Raw genomic sequence first — 23,970 nt, 5'->3', positions numbered from 1 at the left:
TTGTGTCATAATTATCCGTTTCGTACTGGCTGTGTCCTTTTTTTGGCGTTGCGAGGCGCACATTTTTGCTTTTTCTAAAGTGTGTTTTCATGGCAAACGGGCGCGAAAAAGGCACAGTGAGAGGCTCAGCAAATCCGGGAAATGTTTGAATGGATAATATCGAAGTTCGGGGCGCTCGCACCCATAATCTTAAGAATATCAACCTGATTATCCCGCGCGACAAACTGATTGTTGTCACCGGTCTATCGGGTTCAGGCAAGTCCTCACTGGCTTTTGATACCCTGTATGCCGAGGGGCAGCGCCGTTATGTTGAGTCTCTCTCTGCCTATGCGCGCCAATTTCTATCGCTGATGGAAAAACCGGATGTCGACCATATTGAAGGTCTTTCACCGGCGATCTCCATTGAGCAAAAATCGACCTCCCATAACCCACGTTCCACCGTGGGAACCATCACAGAGATCCATGATTATCTGCGCTTACTGTTCGCCCGTGTCGGTGAACCGCGCTGCCCTGATCACGATGTACCGCTGGCAGCCCAAACCGTCAGTCAGATGGTGGATAACGTCATCAGCCAGCCGGAAGGCCGCCGCCTGATGCTACTGGCCCCCGTGGTAAAAGATCGCAAAGGCGAACATACCAAAACGCTGGAAAATCTGGCGATGCAGGGCTATATCCGGGCGCGGATCGACGGTGAAGTTTGTGATCTCTCTGATCCACCAAAATTAGAGCTGCAAAAGAAACACACCATTGAAGTGGTAGTCGATCGCTTTAAAGTGCGTGAAGATCTGGCGCAGCGCCTGGCCGAGTCATTTGAAACCGCACTGGAGTTATCCGGCGGCACTGCCGTGGTGGCGGATATGGACGATCCCCACGCCGAAGAGTTGCTATTCTCCGCCAACTTTGCCTGCCCGATTTGTGGCTATAGCATGAGTGAGCTGGAGCCGCGCCTGTTCTCCTTTAATAATCCGGCCGGTGCCTGCCCAACCTGTGATGGCCTTGGCGTGCAACAGTTCTTTGATCCCGACCGCGTGCTACAAAATCCTGAGTTGTCTCTGGCGGGTGGCGCTATCCGTGGCTGGGATCGCCGCAACTTCTATTACTTCCAGATGCTACGTTCACTGGCGGATCACTATAAGTTTGATATCGAAGCGCCATTTAACTCGCTGGATACCGCAATACAAAAAGCGGTGTTGTATGGTTCCGGCAAAGATACCATTGAGTTCAAATACATAAACGACCGTGGTGATACCACCGTTCGCCGCCACCCCTTCGAAGGGGTGCTGCACAATATGGAACGCCGCTATAAAGAGACGGAATCCAGTGCGGTGCGCGAAGAGTTGGCGAAATTTATCAGCAATCGCTCCTGTGCCTCGTGTAGCGGCACACGTCTGCGGCGAGAAGCGCGTTATGTTTTTGTCCAGAACACCACCTTGCCAGAGATTTCAGAACTGAGTATTGGTCACGCGCTGACCTTCTTCCAAAATATGAAACTAAGTGGTCAGCGGGCGCAGATTGCTGAGAAAATACTGAAAGAGATTGGTGACCGACTGAAGTTCCTGGTTAACGTCGGATTGAATTATCTCTCATTGTCGCGCTCGGCTGAAACCCTGTCCGGTGGCGAGGCACAGCGTATCCGCTTAGCCAGCCAGATTGGTGCGGGATTGGTTGGCGTAATGTATGTGCTGGATGAACCCTCCATTGGCTTGCACCAACGTGATAATGAGCGTTTGCTGGAAACATTGATTCACCTGCGCAATCTGGGTAATACCGTGATTGTGGTGGAGCATGATGAAGATGCGATCCGCGCCGCAGACCATGTGATTGATATCGGCCCCGGTGCCGGTGTGCATGGCGGCGAAGTGGTGGCAGAAGGCACCGTAGATGACATTATGGCTGCGCCAAATTCATTGACCGGCCAGTTCCTCAGCGGCAAGCGGGAAATTGCTATTCCAGCGCAACGGGTCGCCGGAGATCCGAGCAAAGTGTTAAAACTGATTGGGGCCAGCGGCAACAACCTGAAAGATGTCACGCTGACACTGCCTGTCGGGCTATTTAGCTGCATTACCGGTGTTTCTGGTTCCGGTAAATCGACACTGATCAATGATACTTTATACTCCATCGCCCAAAGCCAGTTGAACGGCGCCACCACCAACGAACCCGCGCCATACCGCGAGATTCAAGGGCTGGAGCATTTCGACAAAGTTATCGATATTGACCAAAGCCCCATTGGCCGCACACCACGTTCTAACCCTGCCACCTATACCGGTATCTTTACGCCAATCCGGGAACTGTTCGCGGGCGTGCCTGAATCACGCGCTCGTGGTTATACTCCGGGCCGCTTCAGCTTTAACGTCAAAGGCGGTCGTTGCGAAGCCTGTCAGGGCGATGGGGTGATTAAGGTCGAAATGCACTTCCTGCCGGATATCTACGTCCCTTGCGACCAGTGTAAAGGTAAGCGCTATAACCGTGAAACGCTGGAAGTTAAGTACAAAGGCAAAAGCATTCACGAAGTGTTGGCGATGACCATCGAAGAGGCGCGTGAGTTCTTTGATGCCGTGCCAGCACTGGCCCGTAAGCTGCAAACCTTGATGGATGTTGGCCTGTCCTATATTTGTCTGGGGCAATCAGCGACCACTTTATCTGGCGGCGAAGCGCAGCGAGTCAAACTGTCGCGAGAGCTATCGAAACGCGGCACCGGCCAGACGCTATATATTCTGGACGAACCGACCACCGGCCTGCATTTTGCTGATATTCAGCAGTTGCTGGCGGTGTTGCATCAATTGCGGGATCAGGGCAATACCATTGTGGTGATTGAGCATAATCTGGATGTGATAAAAACCGCGGACTGGATTGTCGATTTGGGGCCAGAAGGTGGCAGTGGCGGCGGCGAGATTTTAGTCTCCGGCACACCAGAGACTGTCGCAGAGTGCGCCGCATCCCATACCGCCCGCTTCTTGAAGCCATTGCTGCAACGTAAGTAGCACGTCAAACTGTACTCGCCTCTGGGGCAATCAGTCGTTGCTCTAGAGGCTATTTTTTGGTCATTATATGATCAACGCCTGACGCCGCTGCTCCGGCAAACCCTGCAACACCAGCTGATAAGAGCGATCGATTAATGAATAAAACTGTGAATTAGGTAGTTCACCATCCAGAAACACTGTGTTCCAGTGCGCTTTATTCAAGCGTTCACTCGGCACGATCTCCGGATGTTGCTCCCGTAAGCTCTCCGCCAATTCTGGGCTGGTTTTCAATGAAATAGAGGGTCGCCCCTTTGTCTCTCCCACCATGGCAAACATCACGTCTCCGACTTTAATCTGATTGACCTGCCACACCTCATGATCACTCTGCTCAGCGCCCGGCTTGGACATACAGTATTCCAATAATGCTGAATTATTCATTGGGTTATCTCCTGTGATGGGCCTATACCGTCTCGCGAAAAAGCCTCATCAGTTATTTATTCCATAAGAACACTCAATCTATCGATACAGCAATATGCTGAAGTGCCAGCTTGCACCTATCACTAAAAGTTTACTGTGACCGATGAATGATCACTTGGCCGATGCTAGCCACATTATTAGTATATTCTTTAATCGATCCACAGCCATTAACTTGAGGCTAAATTGACCGGGGATGAGGATAAGTGGCGGAAAGTTGGCAGAAAAAATAAAACAAAAAAGGCGCAATAAGTGCGCCTCAGACTGCTGACAAAGTTGATCAGCGGGGAAATGTGCCGAATGGGTCGTAACGGCGTGAGCCGTCGGAGCGCCCATCGGTGCAGTCGCCCCGCCAGTTTCGGAGTGACAAAATAGGTTTGTCATCAACCTCAGGCGCAATGAGTGCGCCTTGATAGCTCAATTACTGTACGGCAGCAAAAGCAGCAGCAACCCGCTGAACATTACTGTGATTGACGCCCGCCATGCACATCCTGCCGCTGGCAATCAGATACACGCCAAACTCTTCGCGTAAGCGATCGACCTGTGCCTCGCTAAAACCGGTGTAGCTGAACATACCGCGCTGTTGCAGCAAATAGTCAAAATTGCGATGAGGTAGCGCAGCTTTTAAGGCCTGTACCAATGTGCTGCGCATTTCAATAATCCGCAGGCGCATCTGTTCCACTTCGGCCTGCCATTTCGCCCGCAATTCAGTGTCATGCAGCACTTTCGAAACCACTTGCGCGCCAAAATTTGGTGGGCTGGAGTAGTTACGGCGCACCGTGGCTTTCAGTTGCCCCAACACGCGACCCGCCGCCTCTTCACTTTCGCACACCACCGACAGGCCACCGACCCGCTCGTTATACAGGGAGAAAATTTTGGAGAAGGAGTTGCTCACCAGACAGGGCAATTCTGCTGCCGCCATCGCGCGAATGGCGTAGGCATCTTCATTTAGCCCAGCCCCAAAACCTTGGTAGGCGATATCGAGGAACGGGATAAGATCCCGCGCTTTGGCCACTTCAATGACCTGATCCCACTGCGCATTGGTCAGATCAGAACCCGTCGGGTTATGGCAGCACGGATGCAGCAACACGATACTTCTGGCGGGTAATTGCTGCAATGTTGCCAGCATCTGCTCGAATTTTACACCCAGTTTCTCATCATCAAAGTAGGGATAGGTATTCACCTTAAAACCTGCGCCACCGAAAATTGCGACATGGTTTTCCCAAGTGGGATCACTGACCCACACCTGTGAATCAGGGAAATAGTGATGCAGGAAATCAGCACCCACTTTCAGCGCGCCAGAACCGCCCACGGTTTGGATCGTCGCGACGCGTTGCTGAGCCAGCATTGGATGATCGCGACCAAAAAGTAACTGCTGGATCGCGGTGCGGTAGGATTGCAAACCTTCCATCGGCAAATAAACCGATGTTCCGTGTGGCTGAGCACTCAACTGAGCTTCAGCAATGTCCACCGCCTGCATCTGCGGGATTTCACCCTGTTCGTTGTAATAAAGCCCGATGCTCAAATTGACTTTATCTGCTCGGTCGTCGGCTTTAAAACTTTCCATCAGTGAAAGGATTGGGTCACCTGCATAGGCGTCAACATTTTGGAACACGGCGCTGCTCTCCTGTATCAATAATAGTTATCTTACCCTGCAATGCAGCTTACCTTATTCACCCAGATATTCCATCGCTACGCGGGAGGTCAGCTTAGTGATCAATTCATAGGCGCTGATGCCGGTGCAGGCCGCGATCCGCTCGACGGGCAATTCGGCCCCCCATAGCAACACTTCATCGCCGACTTTATCGTGGGCATCTGGCCCGAGATCGACCGAAATCATATCCATGGAAACTCGCCCGACAATACAAACTTCGCGGCCATTGACCCACATTGGCGTACCGGATGGGGCGCTGCGCGGATAACCGTCGCCGTAACCAATTGCCACTACACCCAAGCGCGTATCTCGCTCACTGATCCAAGTGCCACCATAACCCACTGGCTCACCCGCTTTATGTTCGCGCACCGCAATCAGGCTGGATTTCAATGCCATGGCTGGCAATAAATTAAAATGGCTGGCGTATGGCTCATCCAACGGCGAAACACCATACAGAATGATCCCAGGGCGAACCCAGTCACGGTGCGCTTCTGGCCACAGCAAGATACCGCCGGATGCCGCGATAGATTGTTTACCGGGCTTGTCGGCAGCAAAGGCATCAAAACAGCTAAGTTGCTGACGAGTGGTCTCCACTTGTGGCTCATCTGCACGACTGAAGTGGCTCATGATATTGACTGGCTGAATGACATTCCGGCATGTACTTAAGCGCTGATAAAAAGCTGGAGCGTGTTCAGGGCGAACGCCCAGACGGTGCATCCCGGTATCCAGTTTCATCCAAACATTGATCGGGGCGGGAAGATCGGCGGCTTCCAGCGCTTCCAGTTGCTCAATGCTGTGGATCGCCGTTTCAATGCGGTTTGCCACCAGAATCGGCAAGTCTTCTGCGGCAAAGAATCCTTCCAGCAGCAAAATCGGTTTTACAATTCCGCCGGAACGCAGCATCAGGGCTTCACCAATCCGCGCGACGCCGTAGCAATCGGCATCCTGCAAGGTATGCGCTGTTTCTAATAACCCGTGGCCATAAGCGTTTGCTTTCACAACAGCAATCAGGCGGCTTTGCGGCGCCATGCGCCGAACCTGTTGCAGGTTATGTCGCAGAGCGCGGCGGTCAATTACTGCGGTTGCCGCTTTCATTTCTTATCCTTAATAGAGGTTATGCCCAAAGTCATTGGAGTTGCAGGTAGGCAGCAAGCGAACAAATCCCGATGAGCTTACACAAGTAAGTGATTCGGGTGAGTGAGCATGGCTAACAACCCTGCAGTTTCAATGACAAAGGGGATATTATTCGTCGTCGTATTGCGGGCCAGCATAGTTATCAAAACGCGACCATTGACCATTAAACTTCAGTCGAACAGAGCCGATCGGGCCGTTACGCTGTTTACCCAAAATAATTTGTGCGATCCCTTTCTCATCACTGTTCTCGTGATAAACCTCATCACGGTAGATAAACATGATTAAGTCAGCATCCTGCTCAATGGATCCGGACTCACGTAAGTCGGAGTTAACTGGCCGCTTATCGGCGCGCTGCTCCAAACTACGGTTAAGCTGCGACAGCGCCACCACCGGCACTTGCAGCTCTTTGGCTAAGGCTTTCAGGGAGCGTGAGATTTCGGCTATTTCCAAAGTACGGTTATCCGACAGCGACGGCACCCGCATCAATTGCAGGTAGTCGATCATGATCAGACTTAAACCGCCATGCTCGCGGAAGATACGCCGGGCGCGGGAGCGCACTTCAGTGGGCGTCAGGCCAGAGGAGTCATCAATGTACATATTGCGCTTTTCCATCAATATCCCCATGGTGCTGGAGATACGCGCCCAATCCTCATCATCGAGCTGGCCGGTACGGATGCGGGTCTGATCGACATGTGACAGTGAGGCCAACATACGCATCATGATCTGGTCGCCGGGCATCTCCAAACTGAAGATCAATACCGGTTTTTCCTGCATCATCGCGGCGTTTTCGCATAAGTTCATCGCAAAAGTGGTTTTACCCATTGATGGACGCGCCGCAACAATAATCAAATCTGACTTCTGCAAGCCGGCGGTCTTTTTATCTAAATCGGTAAAACCGGTTGAGACACCGGTGACACCATCATGGGGGCGCTGATAGAGCTGCTCAATACGCGCCACTGTGGCTTCGAGGATCTGATCGACACTTTTCGGCCCTTCATCTTTGCTGGCCCGACTTTCGGCAATCTGGAAAACTTTGGACTCGGCCAAATCCAATAAATCTTCACTGCTACGCCCTTGAGGATCGTAACCGGCATCTGCAATCTCATTGGCCACGGAGATCATCTCACGGACGACGGCACGTTCGCGCACGATATCAGCATAAGCACCGATATTCGCCGCACTTGGCGTATTTTTGGATAACTCGGCCAGATAGGCGAAACCGCCGACCGAATCTAAGTCGCCCTTTTGCTCCAGTGACTCAGACAAGGTGATCAGGTCGATCGGTTTGCTGTTTTCCAGCAACCGCTGCATTTCAGTAAAGATTCGGCGATGTGGGCGGCTGAAAAAGTCATTACTGGCGACGCGTTCTGACACATTATCCCAGCGCTCGTTATCCAGCATCAAACCGCCCAACACGGACTGCTCTGCCTCCAGCGAATGAGGCGGGAGCTTCAGCCCTTCCATCTGGCGGTCTCGTGGCTCTGTCATATTGTTAGTTGGTTTTTTGGCAGCCATGAAGAGTGTTCTTTACCTTTGTTGCGAATAGAAAAATGACGAATAGAAAATATAGCGACCTAGTATATACCCAAAGCAATTGGAGTTGCAGGTAGGCGGTAAATGAATGATAAATCGGTCAGATATCAAGCCGTGATTTGCTAAGTGAATGCCGCTATCTCAAGCACTGAGGGCGAATGATGAATGACCTATCACTTATCGGTCTTAGCCAGATCTTGGCTACCCACGCAGAACCCTGTAGGGTGAAAACAGATCTACACTGAGGAACTAATATGGCAAAGCATATTCAATTTACCACCACTGGCGGACCTGAAGTGTTGCAATACCTTGATTTCACACCAACAGATCCCACGGCTGATGAAGTTCAGGTAGAGAACAGAGCGATCGGCATTAACTATATTGATACCTATATCCGTAGCGGGCTTTATCCGCCACCCCATTTTCCGAGCGGCCTAGGGACAGAAGCGGCGGGTGTTGTCGTGAAGGTGGGTTCATCGGTTCACACCCTAAAAGTGGGGGATCGGGTGGTCTACGCTCAGTCAGCCCTCGGCGCTTACAGTGAAGTGCACAATGTCGCAGCGGAGAGGATTGCCTTGCTCCCTGAGCAGATCTCTTTCGAACAAGCGGCGGCGTCATTCCTCAAGGGGCTGACAGTGCAATATTTATTGCGTCAGACCCATGAAATCAAACCCGGCGAACTATTTTTATTCCACGCCGCAGCCGGCGGGGTCGGCCTCATTGCCTGCCAATGGGCAAAAGCACTGGGCGCGAAACTAATTGGCAGTGTTGGCTCGGATGAAAAAGCAGAATTAGCCAAAGCCGCAGGTGCCTGGGCGACGATTAACTATCGTACCGAAAGTATAGCCGAACGGGTGGCTGAGCTGACTGATGGCGAAAAAGTTGGCGTCGTATATGACTCGGTTGGGAAAAGTACCTGGCTGGACTCACTTAACAGCCTTAAGCGCCGAGGTTTGCTGGTCAGCTTCGGTAATGCCTCCGGTCCGGTAACAGGGGTTGACCTTGCTATACTGAACCAAAAAGGCGCGCTGTATGTAACCCGCCCGTCACTCAATATGTATGTGACCAATCGACAAGAGCTGGAAAGTGCCAGTCAGGAGCTGTTTTCGCTGATTACCAGCGGTGCGATTAATGTTGATGTGGCTCAAAAACAGCAATTCCCGCTGCGGGATGCCCACCTAGCCCATGAGATATTAGAAAGCCGCCAGACCACGGGGTCCTGTTTACTGATCCCTTAATTTCCGGCGCTAATAATGGATAGCCCAATATTGCTATCCATTATTTAAATTAGCACTTATTAAAAAAGTTATTTTCTATTATTTCAGCCAACTGAGGAGTGAATCCCAATTGCTCTGAGCGCATTATCTATATATCCTCAGTTTGTAATACTGAAGCAGCTTTATTCATTACATATATTGAGGTTTTAATTATGCATAATTCAGAAACTAATAGAGATATAAAAACATTATTGAACGCTTTTTATCGTGACAATAGAATAAGCAATGAAGAGTGTCAGATTCTGCGAGACTTTGCTGATGAAAGATTTGACGCAGTGCTAAATAAATTTGGTAAAAACAACAACTTGTCTGCCTTTCAAAAATCTACTGACATCACTACCCAATTAATGCAACAAAGTTTCTTTGATATAAAAGAGAAATGTCCGAATGAAGAGGAGAAGAAAGCCATTAAGGAGGCATTTGTCGCTCAGATAGTTTACATCATTGCCAATTATAATAGATTTTTTACCAACCTTTAATATTATAAGTTCACGACATCACTTACTTACTTAATTTATTTAGTGCGCTAAGCATTAGCCGCTAGTCTTGCACTGTAAAAGTAATAGTCAGAGCCTCTATTATTCGAGGCTCTGACTATACTATTTCTTTGATGCATTTGTAGGGGTACAGCAGAGTATTCCACCAGAACTAACTGCCGTTTATACGGCTATTTTTACCTCTGGCAGAGATGAAAATGTGATACCAAAACGTATCGGGTAGCATCCTAGCAAGCTCGCTGGCGAAAAAATACGTTTTCCCCCAGATTGGCCCGACTAAACTTTCAGGCTGTGATCGCTGCCGCAAGAAAGTAAAATTTTAGTCACGCCTGATGGCCGGTTTCTGCATCGAACGCCAAAGCCAGACCATGACAACGGCCAGAATCAGCCATGGCAACAACTTAATCATCATGACGAACAATCCGCCGACCATCATAAAAGCCGCCGCAACCAGCAAAGCGGCAAATATTCCCAACAAGGAAATACCGGTCACCATCAACATGATGAAAAAACCGATAACAAAAAGAATTTCAAACATGGCAAGCTCCTTACTCATTGTTTATATCCCACGCGCCACATCGTCAAATATCGGCACCGACCGGGGTTTTAGCAAGAGTATTACAAGAAATGTGCCAACTTGGATGATATCGCTAATACATTGAATTTATTAGCGATAACTGAGTTATAGCCTACCTGAGATACTGGTAGGCATGGTCAATATGACTAACTTATAGTGAACTTTACTGTGGCCGAGTGACAAGCGCCAACGCCTGCTCAACCACAGAGACATCCGCGCCGGGCTTATGCGCATTTTCACTGAGATGGCGACGCCACTGGCGCGCGCCGGGAATGCCTTGGAAAATACCCAAAATATGACGAGTGATATGGCCGAGATAAGCCCCCCGTGACAGCTCCTGCTCAATATAAGGATAAAGCGCTTCAATCGCCTTGACGCTATCAACTACTGGGGCATTTGAATCAAACAGCTCGCGATCCACTTGCGTCAAAATACTTGGGTTTTGGTAGGCTTCGCGCCCCATCATCACCCCATCAAGGTGTTTGAGATGCTCTTTGGCTTCAGCCAGCGTTTTCACCCCGCCGTTAATGGCGATGGTCAATGCCGGGAAATCACGTTTGAGCTGATAAACCCGCTCATAATCCAGTGGCGGCACTTCGCGGTTCTCTTTCGGGCTAAGCCCTGAGAGCCAGGCTTTTCGCGCATGAATGGTGAAAATATCACACTCGCCCTGTTCAGCAACGGTTTGCACAAATTCGCACAAAAACTCATAGCTATCCAGTTGGTCAATCCCAATCCGGGTTTTCACTGTGACTGGAATAGAAACCACGTCACGCATGGCCTTAATGCAATCAGCGACCAGGTTGGCTTCAGCCATTAAGCAGGCACCAAAACGACCATTCTGTACCCGGTCAGAGGGGCAACCTACATTCAGATTTATTTCATTGTATCCGCGAAGCTCAGCCTGTTTGGCACAATGCGCTAATGCCTGCGGGTCGCTACCACCAAGTTGCAGCGCGACAGGATGATCCTGCTCACTATAAGCCAGATAGTCGCCTTTACCATGAATAATGGCACCGGTGGTGACCATCTCGGTATAGAGCAAAGTTTGTTTGGTTAACAAGCGATGAAAATAGCGACAGTGGCGATCTGTCCAGTCGAGCATCGGCGCGACGGAGAAACGCTGTAGGGGGTATGGCGGCTTAGTGGCCTGAGTGCTGGAAAATGTCTGAGCTTCGTGCATTTACTGTGATTTCATCTGTTATTACTGCATCTATTACCCATTGATTTGCTCACTAAATGAACAACGCAAAGGGATGGAATTCGCAATTATACCATAGAACCTGCCATGGCTGCCCGTGTGATGGTGAAGCTATATGATAGTGGAATCATAGAGTGATAATGAAGTCGGTGGCTGCGGCGACATACCAGAATTGTGATACCCGCCTTCCCCTCGCCTTTTCATCTATCGGCGATTAACAGTAAATATGGTAAAATCAGTTCAATTCGAATGCTGCGGGATGTATATGATGAACCCTATCAATCAGGAAAAACTGCTGGCTCAGGCTGAAAGCTTGTGCCAACAACGTAACGTCCGGCTGACACCGCAACGTCTTGAAGTATTACGCTTAATGGCGCAACAGCCTGGCGCAATCAGCGCGTATGATTTATTGGATTTACTGCGTATTTCGGAACCTCAGGCCAAGCCACCGACTGTTTATCGCGCGTTGGATTTCTTACTGGAACAAGGGTTTATTCACCGCGTTGAATCAGCGAACAGCTATGTGTTGTGCCATCATTTTGAAGAGCCAACCCATACTTCGGCGCTATTTATCTGTGATCGCTGCAAGATAGTGACAGAACGTACCACTGTGGGTATCGAAGAATCGCTGGCGCAACTAGCCAAACAATCAGGTTTTACTCTGCGTCATAGCGTGGTTGAAGCTCATGGTTTATGTGCTGAATGCGGGGTCGTTGAAGCCTGCGATAGCCATGATCATTGCGATCACGACCACTCGATTGTGACCAAGAAGAAATAGTGATCTGGTGATAGCAAATAGACTGTCGCCCGCAAGGCGGCAGGATAGTAATTAATAAAGAGAAATAAAACACTTCCTTGTGTCGCATCGATATAAATACTCAATCTGATGAAATGTTTTTTATTAAAAATGGCTACTTTATGATTATTAAATAATAAGCAATAAAATGTAGATTTAATAATAAGCATGTAACCAAACGAGAGACTCAGTTAATTTACATCAATATCAATTTAACTCCATTTAACGCGGCAGTTACCAGTGATATTTACTGTGGTCTTCCCAGGCTTTAACTTCTTTCTCGGCTTGCTCTTTCTGGTAGCCGTACTTTTCCTGAATTTTCCCCACCAACTGGTCACGCTTACCTTCAATTACCGTAAGGTCATCGTCAGTCAGCTTGCCCCATTTCTCTTTCACTTTGCCCTTAAACTGCTTCCAGTTACCGTCGGCTTGATCTTTGTTCATGGTATCTCCGTTAGCTTGTGATTAGTCAGTTTATTTAGTACGACAAACATTCGCTATTTATAACAGTGGCGTTATTTAAATTTGACCACTCACACTCATTGCTTATTTAAATATCGTCACAATGTTTATCGTAGGAATAACTATAGCAGAGGATAATGATAATTGAAGTCTAGATAATATTAATCACTGGAGTTGTGATGGAAAAGAAAAAATAAGCACTGATAATATTTAGCTAAAACAGGAGGTAATAGCCTATTGTCGGAATGTTCTCAATCTAAATATAATTAAGCTATTTGGAGGGGGTAGCAAATATACCCTCCTGACTCGAAGGGTATATAGGGAACACTAAAATCAGATCCAGTCGCCATTCCGGATGACGCCAACGGCTAATCCTTCAATGGTGAAACTCTGTTCTCGTAGATCGACAACAATCGGCTGGAATTCGCTGTTTTCTGGTAGAAGCTGCACGATATTACCCTGTTTTTTCAGGCGTTTTACCGTTACTTCATCATCAATGCGGGCGACAACTACTTGCCCGTTCCGCACATCCTGCGTTTTGTGTACCGCCAGCAGGTCGCCGTCCAGAATACCGATATCTCTCATCGACATTCCATTAACCCGCAACAGGAAATCTGCGCTTGGCTTAAACATTGATGGATCGACTTTGTAGTGCCCTTCGATATGTTGCTGTGCCAGCAGGGGTTCACCTGCGGCAACCCGCCCAATCAGTGGCAGGCCATCCTCTTCTTCCATCAGCAAACGAATGCCACGGGAAGCGCCAGAGACAATCTCAATCACACCCTTGCGAGCCAGTGCTTTTAAATGCTCTTCAGCGGCGTTAGGAGAGCGAAACCCCAGACGCTGCGCAATTTCGGCACGGGTCGGCGGCATACCGGTTTGCGCTAAGTGATCGCGAACCAGGTCATAAACCTCTTGCTGTCTGGTAGTAAGTGCTTTCATTCCGCCCCCTGTTTGTTTATACAGTCTTGCTGTGAGTATATACAGGTAAGCGGGTGTTGGGAACCAAAGAGTGAATAAAAACAGGGATTAATCACAGCTTATTTGTGTCCTGTTGTGAACTCACTCCCCTGCTATTGGCGATTACATTAGCCGAAATGGTGCCAAAGTGCGGTTATCCAGACGAAAATGGCTAACAAAACAGCTAAAAACACGGCGGCGGAACCCATATCTTTCGCTCGCCCTGACAGCTCGTGGAACTCACTGCCGATTCGGTCTACCACAGCCTCAATCGCGCTATTGATAACTTCAATAATGATCACTAATACGACACTACTAATTAATAAAATGCGTGTTACGACATCTATATCCAGCCAAAACGCCAGTATGATAGCCGTGATAGCAGCGACAGTTTCTTGGCGAAAAGCCGCTTCATGCTTCCAGGCTGCGCATAAGCCTTGTGCAGAATACCCCGCTGCTTTATAGATTCGCGTGAGTCCTGTGACTTGATTCGCCATGTTTTATTGCCTTTATCTTAAGTAGATGATGATTTTTACCGCTTTCTGTTGTCTCATCACCACAGATCTAAAAACCAGTTTCTGGTATCCTTGCGATGAATTGCTAACAAGAGGCTTCATGTTGTTATGTCAGGTTGGCGTAAAATATATTATAAGTTGTTGAATTTACCACTTAAATTGTTGGTAAAAAGCAAGGTTATTCCGGCAGATCCTGTGACTGAGTTAGGGTTAGACCCGTCTCGTCCTATTCTGTACGTTTTGCCTTACAATTCTAAGGCTGATTTACTGACTTTGCGAGCACAGTGTCAGGCGCTGGATCTGCCCGATCCATTGATTCCATTGGAGATCGATGGCGTGCTACTCCCCAGCCATGTGTTTATCGACAATGGCCCGAGGGTCTTTCGCTATTACGCGCCGAAACAGGAGTCGGTAAAACTCTTCCACGATTATCTGGATCTACATCGCAATAATCCGGCGCTGGATATCCAGATGCTACCGGTTTCCGTGATGTTTGGCCGCTCACCAGGTCGTGAAGGCCATGGTACACCACATCTGCGCGTGCTTAACGGCATACAGAAATTCTTTGCCGTCTTGTGGCTGGGGCGCGATAGCTTTGTCCGTTTTTCGACCACAGTCTCACTGCGTCGTATGGCCAGCGAACACGGCACCGATAAAACCATCGCCCATAAGCTGGCGCGTGTGGCGCGGATGCACTTCTCACGTCAGCGCCTAGCGGCAGTCGGCCCAAGTCTACCGGCCCGTCAGGATCTGTTCCAGAAGCTGTTAACCTCCAAGGCGATTGAAAAAGCCGTGGCTGATGAAGCGCGGACCAAGAAAATCTCCCATGAGAAAGCGCAGCAAAACGCCATTACGCTGATGGAAGAGATTGCAGCGGACTTCTCTTATGAAGCCGTGCGTCTGTCTGACCGGGTATTGAGCTGGACGTGGAACCGCTTGTATCAAGGCATTAATGTCCATAATGCCGAGCGTGTGCGGCAACTGGCGCAAGATGGTCATGAGATAGTCTATGTGCCTTGCCATCGCAGCCATATGGATTATCTGCTGCTCTCCTACGTGCTCTATCATCAAGGGTTGGTGCCGCCACATATTGCTGCGGGTATTAACCTTAACTTCTGGCCTGCTGGCCCGATTTTCCGCCGCCTGGGCGCGTTCTTTATTCGCCGCACCTTTAAGGGCAATAAACTCTACTCAACAGTGTTCCGTGAATATCTGGGTGAGCTGTTTACCCGTGGTTATTCGGTGGAGTACTTCGTGGAAGGGGGCCGTTCACGTACCGGCCGCCTGTTGGAGCCAAAAACCGGCACGTTGTCGATGACCATTCAGGCCATGCTACGTGGCGGTTCGCGCCCTATCACCTTGGTGCCGATTTATATCGGCTATGAGCATGTGATGGAAGTGGGCACTTACGCCAAAGAGCTACGTGGCGCGACCAAAGAGAAAGAGAGCCTGTTGCAGATGCTACGTGGCTTGCGCAAGCTGCGTAATCTCGGGCAGGGCTATGTTAACTTTGGTGAGCCGATCCCGCTGACCACCTATCTGAACACCAATGTGCCGCAATGGCGGGATGCTATCGATCCGATTGAAGCTCAACGCCCAAGCTGGTTGACGCCAGCGGTGAATGATTTGGCCGGTAAGATTATGGTCAGAATCAACAATGCGGCCGCTGCCAATGCCATGAACCTCTGTTCTACCGCGTTGTTAGCGTCACGTCAGCGCTCACTGACCCGCGAACAGTTGCTTGAGCAGCTCGACTGCTACCTGCAACTAATGCGCAATGTGCCTTATGCGAAAGATGTCACCGTACCGGATAAAACACCGGAAGAGTTACTGAATCACGCCTTGAATATGAATAAGTTTGAGGTGGAGAAAGATAATATCGGTGACATTATCATCCTGCCACGGGAACAAGCCGTGCTGATGACCTACTATCGCAATAATATCCAGCACTTGCTGATGCTGCCGTCACTGATTGCCAGCATGGTGATGTACCACCGTCGCATTACCCGTGCCGAGTTGTTGCGTCAAATCAGCATGATTTATCCGATGTTGAAAGCCGAACTGTTCCTGCATTACAGCAAAGAGCAGTTGCCGAAGACGCTGGATACCTTGATTGATGAACTGGCTCGCCAACAGTTGATTTGCGACAAAGGGAACGAATTGGTGCTGAATCCGGCCCGTATTCGCCCGCTGCAATTATTGGCCGCCGGTGTGCGTGAAACACTGCAACGCTATGCGATTACGCTATCGTTACTCAGTGCCAACCCCAGCATCAATCGTGGCGCGCTGGAGAAAGAGAGCCGCATCATGGCGCAGCGTTTATCCGTGCTGCATGGGATTAACGCACCGGAATTCTTTGATAAAGCAGTCTTTTCAACGCTGGTCGGCACCCTACGTGAAGAGGGTTATATCAGTGATAGCGGTGATGCGGTTCAAGCCCATACGCTGGAAGTATATAACATGCTGAGCGCCTTGATGACGCCAGAAGTGAAGCTGACGATTGAAAGTGTCAGTATGCCAGCGGAAACCAGCAACCAACTGCCGGAACCTGAGGCTAATGATAAGTCGGAAGATTAATCCTTCAGGGTAGAAATAGGAGTGGCCAGACTTACCATCTGGCCATTTTTTATCGGCTTGTCATTGCTTACATGTAGTTGATGAGAATGCCTAAAAACAGCACCAGCCCCACATAATTATTATTCAAAAATGCACGGAAACAGGCGTCCCGCTCACGCCCGGCAATCATCTTCTGTTGATGAACAAACAGCGCTCCCGCCAGCAAAATTGACCAATAGAATGCCCCGCCTAGATTCATCAACCAGCCTATGACCACCAGCAGCAGCAGTGTAGCCAGTTGCAGCAAACCAATGATCAATTTGTCATGCTGACCAAACAAAATGGCGGTGGATTTCACGCCAATTTTGAGGTCGTCGTCACGATCAACCATCGCGTATTGAGTGTCGTAGGCGACTGTCCAGCAGATATTGGCCAGTAATAGCAGCCAGCAGACCAGCGGTAAACTTTCGCTGACCGCAGCAAAGCCCATGGGGATTGACCAGCCAAAAGCTGCGCCTAACACCACCTGCGGCAGATGGGTGAACCGTTTCATAAACGGATATACCCAAGCCAGTGCCAGTGCCGCCAGCGACAGCGCGATGGTCATCAGATTGAGGGTTAAGACTAAGCCAAACGAGAGCAGCACCAAGAGCACGAACAGGATTTTGCTCTCTTTTTCGCTGATGATACCGCTGGGTAGTGGCCGGGAGGCGGTGCGTTTCACAAAGCCATCAATATGTCGGTCAGCATAATCATTGACCACACAACCGGCCGCGCGCATGAAAAAGACCCCTAAGACAAAGACTGCCAGTATCCGCATCTCTGGGATGCCTTGCCCCGCCAACCATAACGCCCACAGGGTCGGCCACAGCAGTAGTAATGAACCAATTGGTTTATCAATACGCATCAAACGGCAATAGGCCAGCCATTTGCTCTGAACAATACTTCCCTTCAATTTATCCATCTCCTAAATCTCACCGCCACATCAACCAGCTGAAACCGAATAAAGCGGCGAGGCCGGTAAAAAAACTTCTGTCAGTAACAAGGGCTTGCCAGACAGGCGCAGCAACGAACGGCGCGCCCATAGTGCATCCTGCCGCCCCACTTGAATATAATCCCGGGTTAAATTGTCGCCACCAAATAAATAGCGCCCAAGCGGTAGTGTGCCTAAATCCACCAGCGCGCGGTCAGGGCCGGACAGGGTCTCCTCGGGGATCACCGTGCGGCCCAGTAGCCAGGGTTCATTATCACCACACAAAATGATTTCCCGCAGCCAATAACGTTCGCTTACGGGTAAATGCTCTGCATCTTCACCTAACTCACGGCGCGTAATAAAGCACTCCCGTTGCGGTTCGACGTGCACCCGCTGGCAATGTTGCTCAAAACGCCGAGTCATCGACCCCAACTCCATCAGCCAGTCCGCGATGTCAGTGGGAAGATTTGGTTGCTCAATGGCACGCCATTGGATAGGTTTTAAAATTGATGCATCGCCGGTAGACATGGGACTCGCTCCCTGCTGGGGATAAAACAGTGGCTAAATAGGGTGCCATTGTAGCGCAGAATGGCGCTGTGGCGGCATCTGATTATCATAACCACAACAAGCAATTAACTCAGATATATTCAGCGGATAGAGAAAGAGAGAATAGAAGATCGGTGCATGCCACGGAGAGAACCGGCAGATCGTAAAGATGCCGTCAGCCACTTATTGGGAAATACCACAACGAAACAAGGCGTAGCGAGCGGCAGTAGTTTAGGTGCAGACAGCGCGCAGTAGCCGCTTATAATCCCCAATAAAAAAGGTGCGTCGAAACGCACCAACCATCGAGCCATACTCGGCAGTGCCGGGATTTAACCCTTGCCTTTTACACTACCAATAAAGGTTTTTCGGGCTGAAGTTGAGCCCAAATGTTCCGCCTCGTTCAACAATTTAAGCGCCTTATCGACATCGCCGGATTTCACCGCGTCTTTAATCGCCTGGTTGAAGTAGTTTTCAGTTTCGCTCAGCATCGGTTCTGCTGGTTTTGCTGCTGGTGCCGCTACCGCTGCGGGTTGAGCGGCGCTGCCCACCACCACTGGGGCCGAAACCGGTGCTGCCTGAATCAAGCCAATCATGACATTACCCATGCCTTGCTCGGCTGTGGCTTTAATTTTTAAGTTGCCCGTTGGGGTATGTTTGGCAATTGGGTCTGGAATATCTGGCACCGCGTTACCCACGCCCATGGCGTAAGCTTTAGCCGGATCAAGCAGTTTGGTGGTTTTTGCCAGATCTTCGCGCGTGGTATACACCAGCAGATAAATTTGTTTCTGACCCAGCGCTGGCGTCAGTTTCATCACCCCTTGCAGGCGGTCGCTGGTCATAATGCCCGCTTTTTCATAGGTGAAATAGCTGGAGGGGTAGTAAGCGGCCGGGCGCATTTGCTCGTCGAGCACCAATACGCTAGGGGAGAACAGCTGGTTATCGATAACTAAGCTGCTGAGAGTGATCTCCATCGATCCACGATCGGCAGGCAATGCAAAGGCAGCAACCGCCCCTTCAATATTCCCTTGCGAGATTTGCGGGCTGGCAGTTGTCAGTTTGATGTCTTGGGTCGCCGGTGGCACTAATGGCTGCCATGGCAACTGCTGTAATGTGGCGGTACTGATGGTCGGCGCGATAGAAACATTCGCCGGAGAAATAGTTGAGTTGGCGGCTGCCAGAGGTGCGGTGATCCCCAGAGCCAATGCCAGACAGAGTGTCAGCAGATTTTTTTTCATTGTTATACCCTCATGCATTGAGTGTCGGCGCTAACTGTGCACAGGCAAGGTTGGCAGAGTTAACCAATTATATCCGTCATACTTCAAGCTACAGGGATGTTGGCTGCAACTTGAGGTATGACGGGTATATAGACTTATCTTGTTAAAAACAGGAATCAAAACAGAACAGCCGCCCCGAAGGACGGCTGCATCACTGCTGTTACCACCAAGCTTCGAATTGCGCACCGAAGGTGACTTCGTTGCTCTTGCCGCGGCTGTTGGTATCGAGGGTGCCATCTTGCGCCACGCCAGTGGTATCGTTGTAGCCCCACTTCTCATCCCAGTTGGCATAAGTGGCGAAGACACGGATAGCCGGACGTGACCAGATGCTGTCGCCTGCTTGCCATTGTTGCGCCAAAGTCAGTTTGTACTGGCCGTTACGCTCGCCGGTATGTTGTGACTTCACATTATCGTAGCCCGCTTCCAGCAAGGTACTCATGATTGGCGTCCATTTGTACATTGGGCGCACACCCACGCTGTACCAAGTGTTGCCGTTGTTGTTATCCAGATCAGTATCCTGATATAACGCGACGTACATCATGTCCCACTTCTCGGCCAGATTGATGGCACCGTGGTCAATAATGCGCAGCATATGACCGTTGTTATTCACAGATGTCCCTTGTGAATGGCCGCTGTTGTAGGAGGTCATGGAGTCAGTGGCATACTGAATAACAAATTTGTTAAAGCCACCCATCATGCTTTGGGTATGTTCCGTGGTCAGCATCACGCCATCTTTCGAGGCATCTTGTGCTAACGAGTAACCATCTTGAGTATTGGCGCGACCGTAATCCACACCAAACTCCAGTGTGCCGCCGGGGTTCGTTTCTAAACCGGCTAAACGCACGTCGTACACATCGTTAACTGTGTGCTCGGCAAATTTTTGTTGATTGTCGATCCAAGCACTTGAACCCCCCGCTTCGGAGTTACGGGTTGCTGCCACAGATAATTTACCGAAGCCCAGATCAATTGACTCTAAACCTGCACCAGGGCCAGAAATATCCCAGTAGTAGAAGTCAATCATATGGACATCATGACGTTGATAGAAACGTTTACCGGCCCACATGTTGGCACCCGGCAAGGATTCGATCAGATTCTTACCCTGCACGTTGGCTTCGCGGAATGCGGGGGTAGTCGATTCCCAGTCATCCCGTTGTGAAACGGAATATGCCACGTTGGAATCGAAGTAGAAGCTCTTATCGCCCTCTTTCCACAACTCCTGGCCTAATTTAAGTTCCGCATAAGTTTCACACTCGTTGCCCAGACGGTATTTACTTTGGGCACCTGTCGTTTTGAAACATTGTTGTTCGCCACCGCTTCCGGTCCAACCGATACCAGAACGTGCATACCCGTGGAAATCAACTGCCATGGCTTGAGTGGAAAGGACACCAGCGGCAACAGCCAGTGCTATCGGTAACTTGCGCAGAGTAGTCATCAGTAATCTCCTGTTATATTTGCCTATCGGCATGCGTGCTTAACATTTGCCGTCACCGGGCGCTGCTATCTTTAAACGCCCAGTTCTTGGTACAGCCGTTTACATGCGGTGCCATCCTCACGGAACAGGTGGCAGCGATGTGGTGGCAGACCGATGGAGAATGTTGCACCTTCTTCTACCAGCACCACGTCGTTCTGGCGGTAAACCAAGTTCTGACGTATTGCCGGGATTTGGATATGAATTTGAGTCTCGTTACCCAGTTGCTCGACCACCTGAATCTCGCCCTCCAGCGTGACTTCAGAGGCATTGCTTGGCAGCAGATGTTCCGGGCGGATCCCCAAAGACATATTCGCGCCGACTTGAACCTGAGTGCCCTCTACCGGTAGCCACACTAACTGGCCATTGGGATTTGGCAGTTCGATCTGCACCTGATGAGGTTCAACGGCGGTCACTTTAACTGGTAAAAAATTCATTTTTGGCGAGCCGATAAAGCCCGCAACAAAGCGATTGGCTGGGTAATGGTACAGCTCCAGTGGTTTACCCACCTGCGCCACATTGCCCGCGTCCAGCACCACAATTTTGTCGGCCAGCGTCATGGCTTCGACCTGATCATGGGTGACGTAAATCATGGTGCGTTGCAGCCGCTTATGGAGCCGCGATATCTCAATGCGCATCTGTACTCGCAGTGCGGCATCCAGATTGGATAGCGGTTCATCGAGCAAGAAAACATCCGGCTCAGCCACCAAGGTGCGACCAATCGCCACTCGTTGACGCTGGCCTCCTGATAGCGCCTTTGGCCGCCGATCCAGCAGGTGAGCCAGTTGCAGCACTTCTGCTACCTGATTCACCCGTTGGTTAATTTCAGCTTTTTTTGCACCTGCCAATTTCAGGCCAAACGACATGTTCTCTGCCACCGATAGGTGGGGATAAAGTGCATAGGACTGAAACACCATGCCGATGCCGCGTTCAGAAGGCGGCACTTCGTTCATCCGCTTACCACCAATCAGCAACTCACCCGAGGTAATGTCCTCAAGACCGGCAATCATCCGCAGCAGCGTTGACTTTCCACATCCGGATGGGCCAACAAACACCACAAATTCACCGTCATCGATCTCCAGATTGATATCTCTGGAGATCACAGCCTCACCAAAGGCTTTATAAACGCCACTCAGCGTGACATTAGCCATCTGTTACTCCTTTGCTTTCGCAAACAACTTTTCATAAAAACCTGAATGAAGAAAAATGGCGGAAGCAAATCCCGGCATAACCCATCGATAACTCCCAGCCCTGATAACTCTCTGGCTACGCGTCGTTCCGCCAGACTTTAAGCCGGTTGCCCCGGACGACGTCGCGGCCTGAGTATAGGGCGGCACGTGAGTTAACGCTTCAACGTCTTGATCTGGCTGGGTAATAATTAACCGAACAACCGCATTTTGTTGGTAACGATGTTTCTATGCTGCTGACGCAGTGGCGGTGCCGTTTTCAATGTTGGCGATAATGCGGGAGTGACACTATTAGGTAATCATCCGTAACAAAGTTTTTCATGGGGGAGGAGATAGGAGGATGAGAGAACGACGGGGGTAGGCAGAAGTTCCACTGTAAATACAAATACGTGATCTGCCTTGCAAATTTCGACCTACATTATTGTGCCTGACACCACAGAATAGGCAGCAATGTTAAGTGGGTCACAATAACTCGTTGGGGGGCGTAGAGGGGGGGAGGATGATGCTGTATCCGGTTGTGACTCAATATGTCAGCGTAATGTATTGGTCAGTGCAATAACTGGCTTGCAGCTCAACATTTTTGCAATGCTGCCACCCCCTCCTCACTGAGTGATTCACGGCGATACCGGCCTGAAAGTAGGCTAGAGAATTTACAGCTAATGATTCTCAAGAAAGTGAGTACCCACAAAATTGGATAAAAGGATTGGATTATGACTCGCAGCTTCACAAAATCCGGCATTGGTAAGACCGCACGTGTTTTGGCCCTTTCAGCGTTAACCACGTTGGTGCTCTCCTCCTCTGCTTTTGCCAAGATTGAAGAAGGTAAACTGGTTATCTGGATTAATGGCGATAAAGGCTATAACGGGTTGGCGGAGGTCGGTAAGAAATTTGAGAAAGACACCGGCATTAAAGTGACCATCGAGCACCCAGATAAACTGGAAGAGAAATTCCCACAAGTGGCGGCAACTGGCGATGGCCCGGACATTATCTTCTGGGCCCATGACCGTTTCGGCGGCTACGCACAATCTGGCTTGCTGGCTGAGCTGCACCCCTCTAAAGCTTTCCAGGACAAACTGTTCCCATTCACATGGGACGCGGTCCGCTTTAATGGCAAGCTGATTGGTTACCCAGTGGCGGTTGAAGCACTGTCACTGATTTACAATAAAGATCTGGTCAAAGAAGCGCCGAAAACCTGGGAAGAGATCCCTGCGCTGGACAAAACGCTGCGAGCCAATGGTAAGAGCGCCATCATGTGGAACCTGCAAGAACCCTACTTCACCTGGCCACTTATCGCCGCTGACGGTGGTTACGCCTTCAAATCTGAAAATGGTGTTTACGACGTGAAAAACGTCGGCGTGAACAATGCCGGTGCTAAAGCGGGCTTGCAATTTATCGTCGATCTGGTGAAGAACAAGCACATCAATGCGGATACGGATTACTCCATCGCTGAAGCCGCCTTTAACAAAGGTGAAACCGCGATGACCATCAATGGCCCATGGGCGTGGTCTAACATTGATAAGAGCAAAATCAACTACGGTGTGACCTTGCTGCCAACCTTCCATGGTCAGCCATCCAAGCCGTTCGTCGGTGTTCTGACTGCCGGTATCAACGCCGCTAGCCCGAACAAAGAGCTAGCCACTGAATTCCTGGAAAACTACCTGATAACTGACCAGGGTCTGGCTGAAGTCAACAAAGACAAACCGCTGGGCGCAGTTGCACTGAAATCATTCCAAGAGCAGCTGGCAAAAGATCCACGTATTGCTGCGACCATGGATAACGCCACCAAAGGCGAGATCATGCCGAACATTCCACAAATGGCCGCCTTCTGGTATGCCACTCGCAGCGCGGTATTGAACGCCATCACTGGGCGTCAGACTGTGGAAGCGGCACTGAACGACGCGGCAGCCCGTATCACCAAATAACAGT

The 23,970-nt window shown here is 50.1% G+C and carries 20 protein-coding genes; 6 read left to right on the top strand and 14 right to left on the bottom strand.

Annotation, left to right across the window (positions count from 1 at the left end):
- Positions 1-149: 149 nt before the first annotated feature.
- Positions 150-2,981, top strand: a complete 2,832-nt coding sequence (gene uvrA / locus FFE93_RS01705) for an excinuclease ABC subunit UvrA (protein WP_049602631.1) — start codon at positions 150-152, stop codon at positions 2,979-2,981.
- 63 nt (positions 2,982-3,044) lie between these two features.
- On the opposite strand, the gene FFE93_RS01700 is transcribed toward uvrA, so the two are convergent.
- The 4 genes from FFE93_RS01700 to dnaB form a co-directional block, all read right to left on the bottom strand.
- Entirely contained in the window at positions 3,045-3,398 is a 354-nt protein-coding gene (locus tag FFE93_RS01700; protein WP_032896596.1) for an MmcQ/YjbR family DNA-binding protein, read from the bottom strand.
- Between the two features lie 457 nt (positions 3,399-3,855).
- Positions 3,856-5,049, bottom strand: a complete 1,194-nt coding sequence (locus tag FFE93_RS01695; protein WP_138774715.1) for an amino acid aminotransferase — start codon at positions 5,047-5,049, stop codon at positions 3,856-3,858.
- 54 nt (positions 5,050-5,103) lie between these two features.
- The gene (gene alr / locus FFE93_RS01690) at positions 5,104-6,183 is read right to left on the bottom strand and encodes an alanine racemase (RefSeq protein WP_049602629.1); all 1,080 of its coding nucleotides are present in this window, start codon (positions 6,181-6,183) and stop codon (positions 5,104-5,106) included.
- Between the two features lie 147 nt (positions 6,184-6,330).
- Positions 6,331-7,737 (bottom strand): replicative DNA helicase, encoded by a 1,407-nt coding sequence (gene dnaB / locus FFE93_RS01685; protein ID WP_005191462.1) that lies wholly within the window; start codon positions 7,735-7,737, stop codon positions 6,331-6,333.
- Between the two features lie 272 nt (positions 7,738-8,009).
- Between dnaB and FFE93_RS01680 the strand changes: the two genes are divergently transcribed.
- Positions 8,010-8,993: a quinone oxidoreductase gene (locus FFE93_RS01680; RefSeq protein ID WP_138774714.1), complete on the top strand. Its 984-nt coding sequence runs from the start codon at positions 8,010-8,012 to the stop codon at positions 8,991-8,993.
- Between the two features lie 191 nt (positions 8,994-9,184).
- On the top strand, positions 9,185-9,511 hold the full coding sequence (locus FFE93_RS01675) for a hypothetical protein (RefSeq protein WP_005271249.1): 327 nt from the start codon (positions 9,185-9,187) through the stop codon (positions 9,509-9,511).
- 337 nt (positions 9,512-9,848) lie between these two features.
- Here the strand turns inward: FFE93_RS01675 and pspG are convergent, their stop codons facing one another.
- Together pspG and dusA are read right to left on the bottom strand one after the other, a co-directional pair.
- Complete coding sequence (gene pspG, locus FFE93_RS01670; protein WP_005271246.1) at positions 9,849-10,067, bottom strand: envelope stress response protein PspG; 219 nt, start codon at positions 10,065-10,067, stop codon at positions 9,849-9,851.
- Between the two features lie 202 nt (positions 10,068-10,269).
- Complete coding sequence (gene dusA / locus FFE93_RS01665) at positions 10,270-11,289, bottom strand: tRNA dihydrouridine(20/20a) synthase DusA (RefSeq protein ID WP_054872835.1); 1,020 nt, start codon at positions 11,287-11,289, stop codon at positions 10,270-10,272.
- Positions 11,290-11,575: 286 nt separating this feature from the next.
- Between dusA and zur the strand changes: the two genes are divergently transcribed.
- The gene (zur, locus tag FFE93_RS01660; protein WP_032896654.1) at positions 11,576-12,085 is read left to right on the top strand and encodes a zinc uptake transcriptional repressor Zur; all 510 of its coding nucleotides are present in this window, start codon (positions 11,576-11,578) and stop codon (positions 12,083-12,085) included.
- 252 nt (positions 12,086-12,337) lie between these two features.
- On the opposite strand, the gene FFE93_RS01655 is transcribed toward zur, so the two are convergent.
- From FFE93_RS01655 to FFE93_RS01645, 3 genes are all read right to left on the bottom strand, one after another.
- Positions 12,338-12,547: a CsbD family protein gene (locus FFE93_RS01655; RefSeq protein ID WP_005271239.1), complete on the bottom strand. Its 210-nt coding sequence runs from the start codon at positions 12,545-12,547 to the stop codon at positions 12,338-12,340.
- 351 nt (positions 12,548-12,898) lie between these two features.
- Positions 12,899-13,507 (bottom strand): transcriptional repressor LexA, encoded by a 609-nt coding sequence (gene lexA / locus FFE93_RS01650; RefSeq protein WP_004704739.1) that lies wholly within the window; start codon positions 13,505-13,507, stop codon positions 12,899-12,901.
- A 146-nt stretch (positions 13,508-13,653) separates the two neighbouring features.
- Positions 13,654-14,022: a diacylglycerol kinase gene (locus FFE93_RS01645; protein ID WP_032896587.1), complete on the bottom strand. Its 369-nt coding sequence runs from the start codon at positions 14,020-14,022 to the stop codon at positions 13,654-13,656.
- 126 nt (positions 14,023-14,148) lie between these two features.
- Between FFE93_RS01645 and plsB the strand changes: the two genes are divergently transcribed.
- Positions 14,149-16,617: a glycerol-3-phosphate 1-O-acyltransferase PlsB gene (gene plsB, locus FFE93_RS01640; protein WP_054872837.1), complete on the top strand. Its 2,469-nt coding sequence runs from the start codon at positions 14,149-14,151 to the stop codon at positions 16,615-16,617.
- 67 nt (positions 16,618-16,684) lie between these two features.
- Here plsB and ubiA read toward each other — a convergent pair whose 3' ends face one another.
- From ubiA to malK, 5 genes are all read right to left on the bottom strand, one after another.
- Positions 16,685-17,551: a 4-hydroxybenzoate octaprenyltransferase gene (gene ubiA, locus FFE93_RS01635; RefSeq protein WP_032896652.1), complete on the bottom strand. Its 867-nt coding sequence runs from the start codon at positions 17,549-17,551 to the stop codon at positions 16,685-16,687.
- 30 nt (positions 17,552-17,581) lie between these two features.
- Positions 17,582-18,097: a chorismate lyase gene (gene ubiC / locus FFE93_RS01630; protein WP_005271235.1), complete on the bottom strand. Its 516-nt coding sequence runs from the start codon at positions 18,095-18,097 to the stop codon at positions 17,582-17,584.
- Positions 18,098-18,444: 347 nt separating this feature from the next.
- Entirely contained in the window at positions 18,445-19,350 is a 906-nt protein-coding gene (malM, locus tag FFE93_RS01625) for a maltose operon protein MalM (RefSeq protein WP_054872838.1), read from the bottom strand.
- A 199-nt stretch (positions 19,351-19,549) separates the two neighbouring features.
- Positions 19,550-20,821 carry a maltoporin gene (locus tag FFE93_RS01620; RefSeq protein ID WP_005271233.1) on the bottom strand — a complete coding sequence of 424 codons (1,272 nt, stop codon included), beginning with the start codon at positions 20,819-20,821 and terminating at the stop codon, positions 19,550-19,552.
- A 71-nt stretch (positions 20,822-20,892) separates the two neighbouring features.
- Positions 20,893-22,008, bottom strand: a complete 1,116-nt coding sequence (gene malK, locus FFE93_RS01615; RefSeq protein WP_005271232.1) for a maltose/maltodextrin ABC transporter ATP-binding protein MalK — start codon at positions 22,006-22,008, stop codon at positions 20,893-20,895.
- 746 nt (positions 22,009-22,754) lie between these two features.
- Here malK and malE point away from each other — a divergent pair.
- Positions 22,755-23,966, top strand: a complete 1,212-nt coding sequence (malE, locus tag FFE93_RS01605; RefSeq protein WP_005271231.1) for a maltose/maltodextrin ABC transporter substrate-binding protein MalE — start codon at positions 22,755-22,757, stop codon at positions 23,964-23,966.
- The last annotated feature ends 4 nt before the right edge of the window (positions 23,967-23,970 follow it).

Origin of the sequence: Yersinia sp. KBS0713 (genome assembly GCF_005937895.2) — a bacterium.
GTDB lineage: Bacteria > Pseudomonadota > Gammaproteobacteria > Enterobacterales > Enterobacteriaceae > Yersinia > Yersinia bercovieri.
The sequence above is the reverse complement of the archived record's forward strand: the minus strand, read 5'-3'. Positions and strand labels throughout refer to the sequence as shown.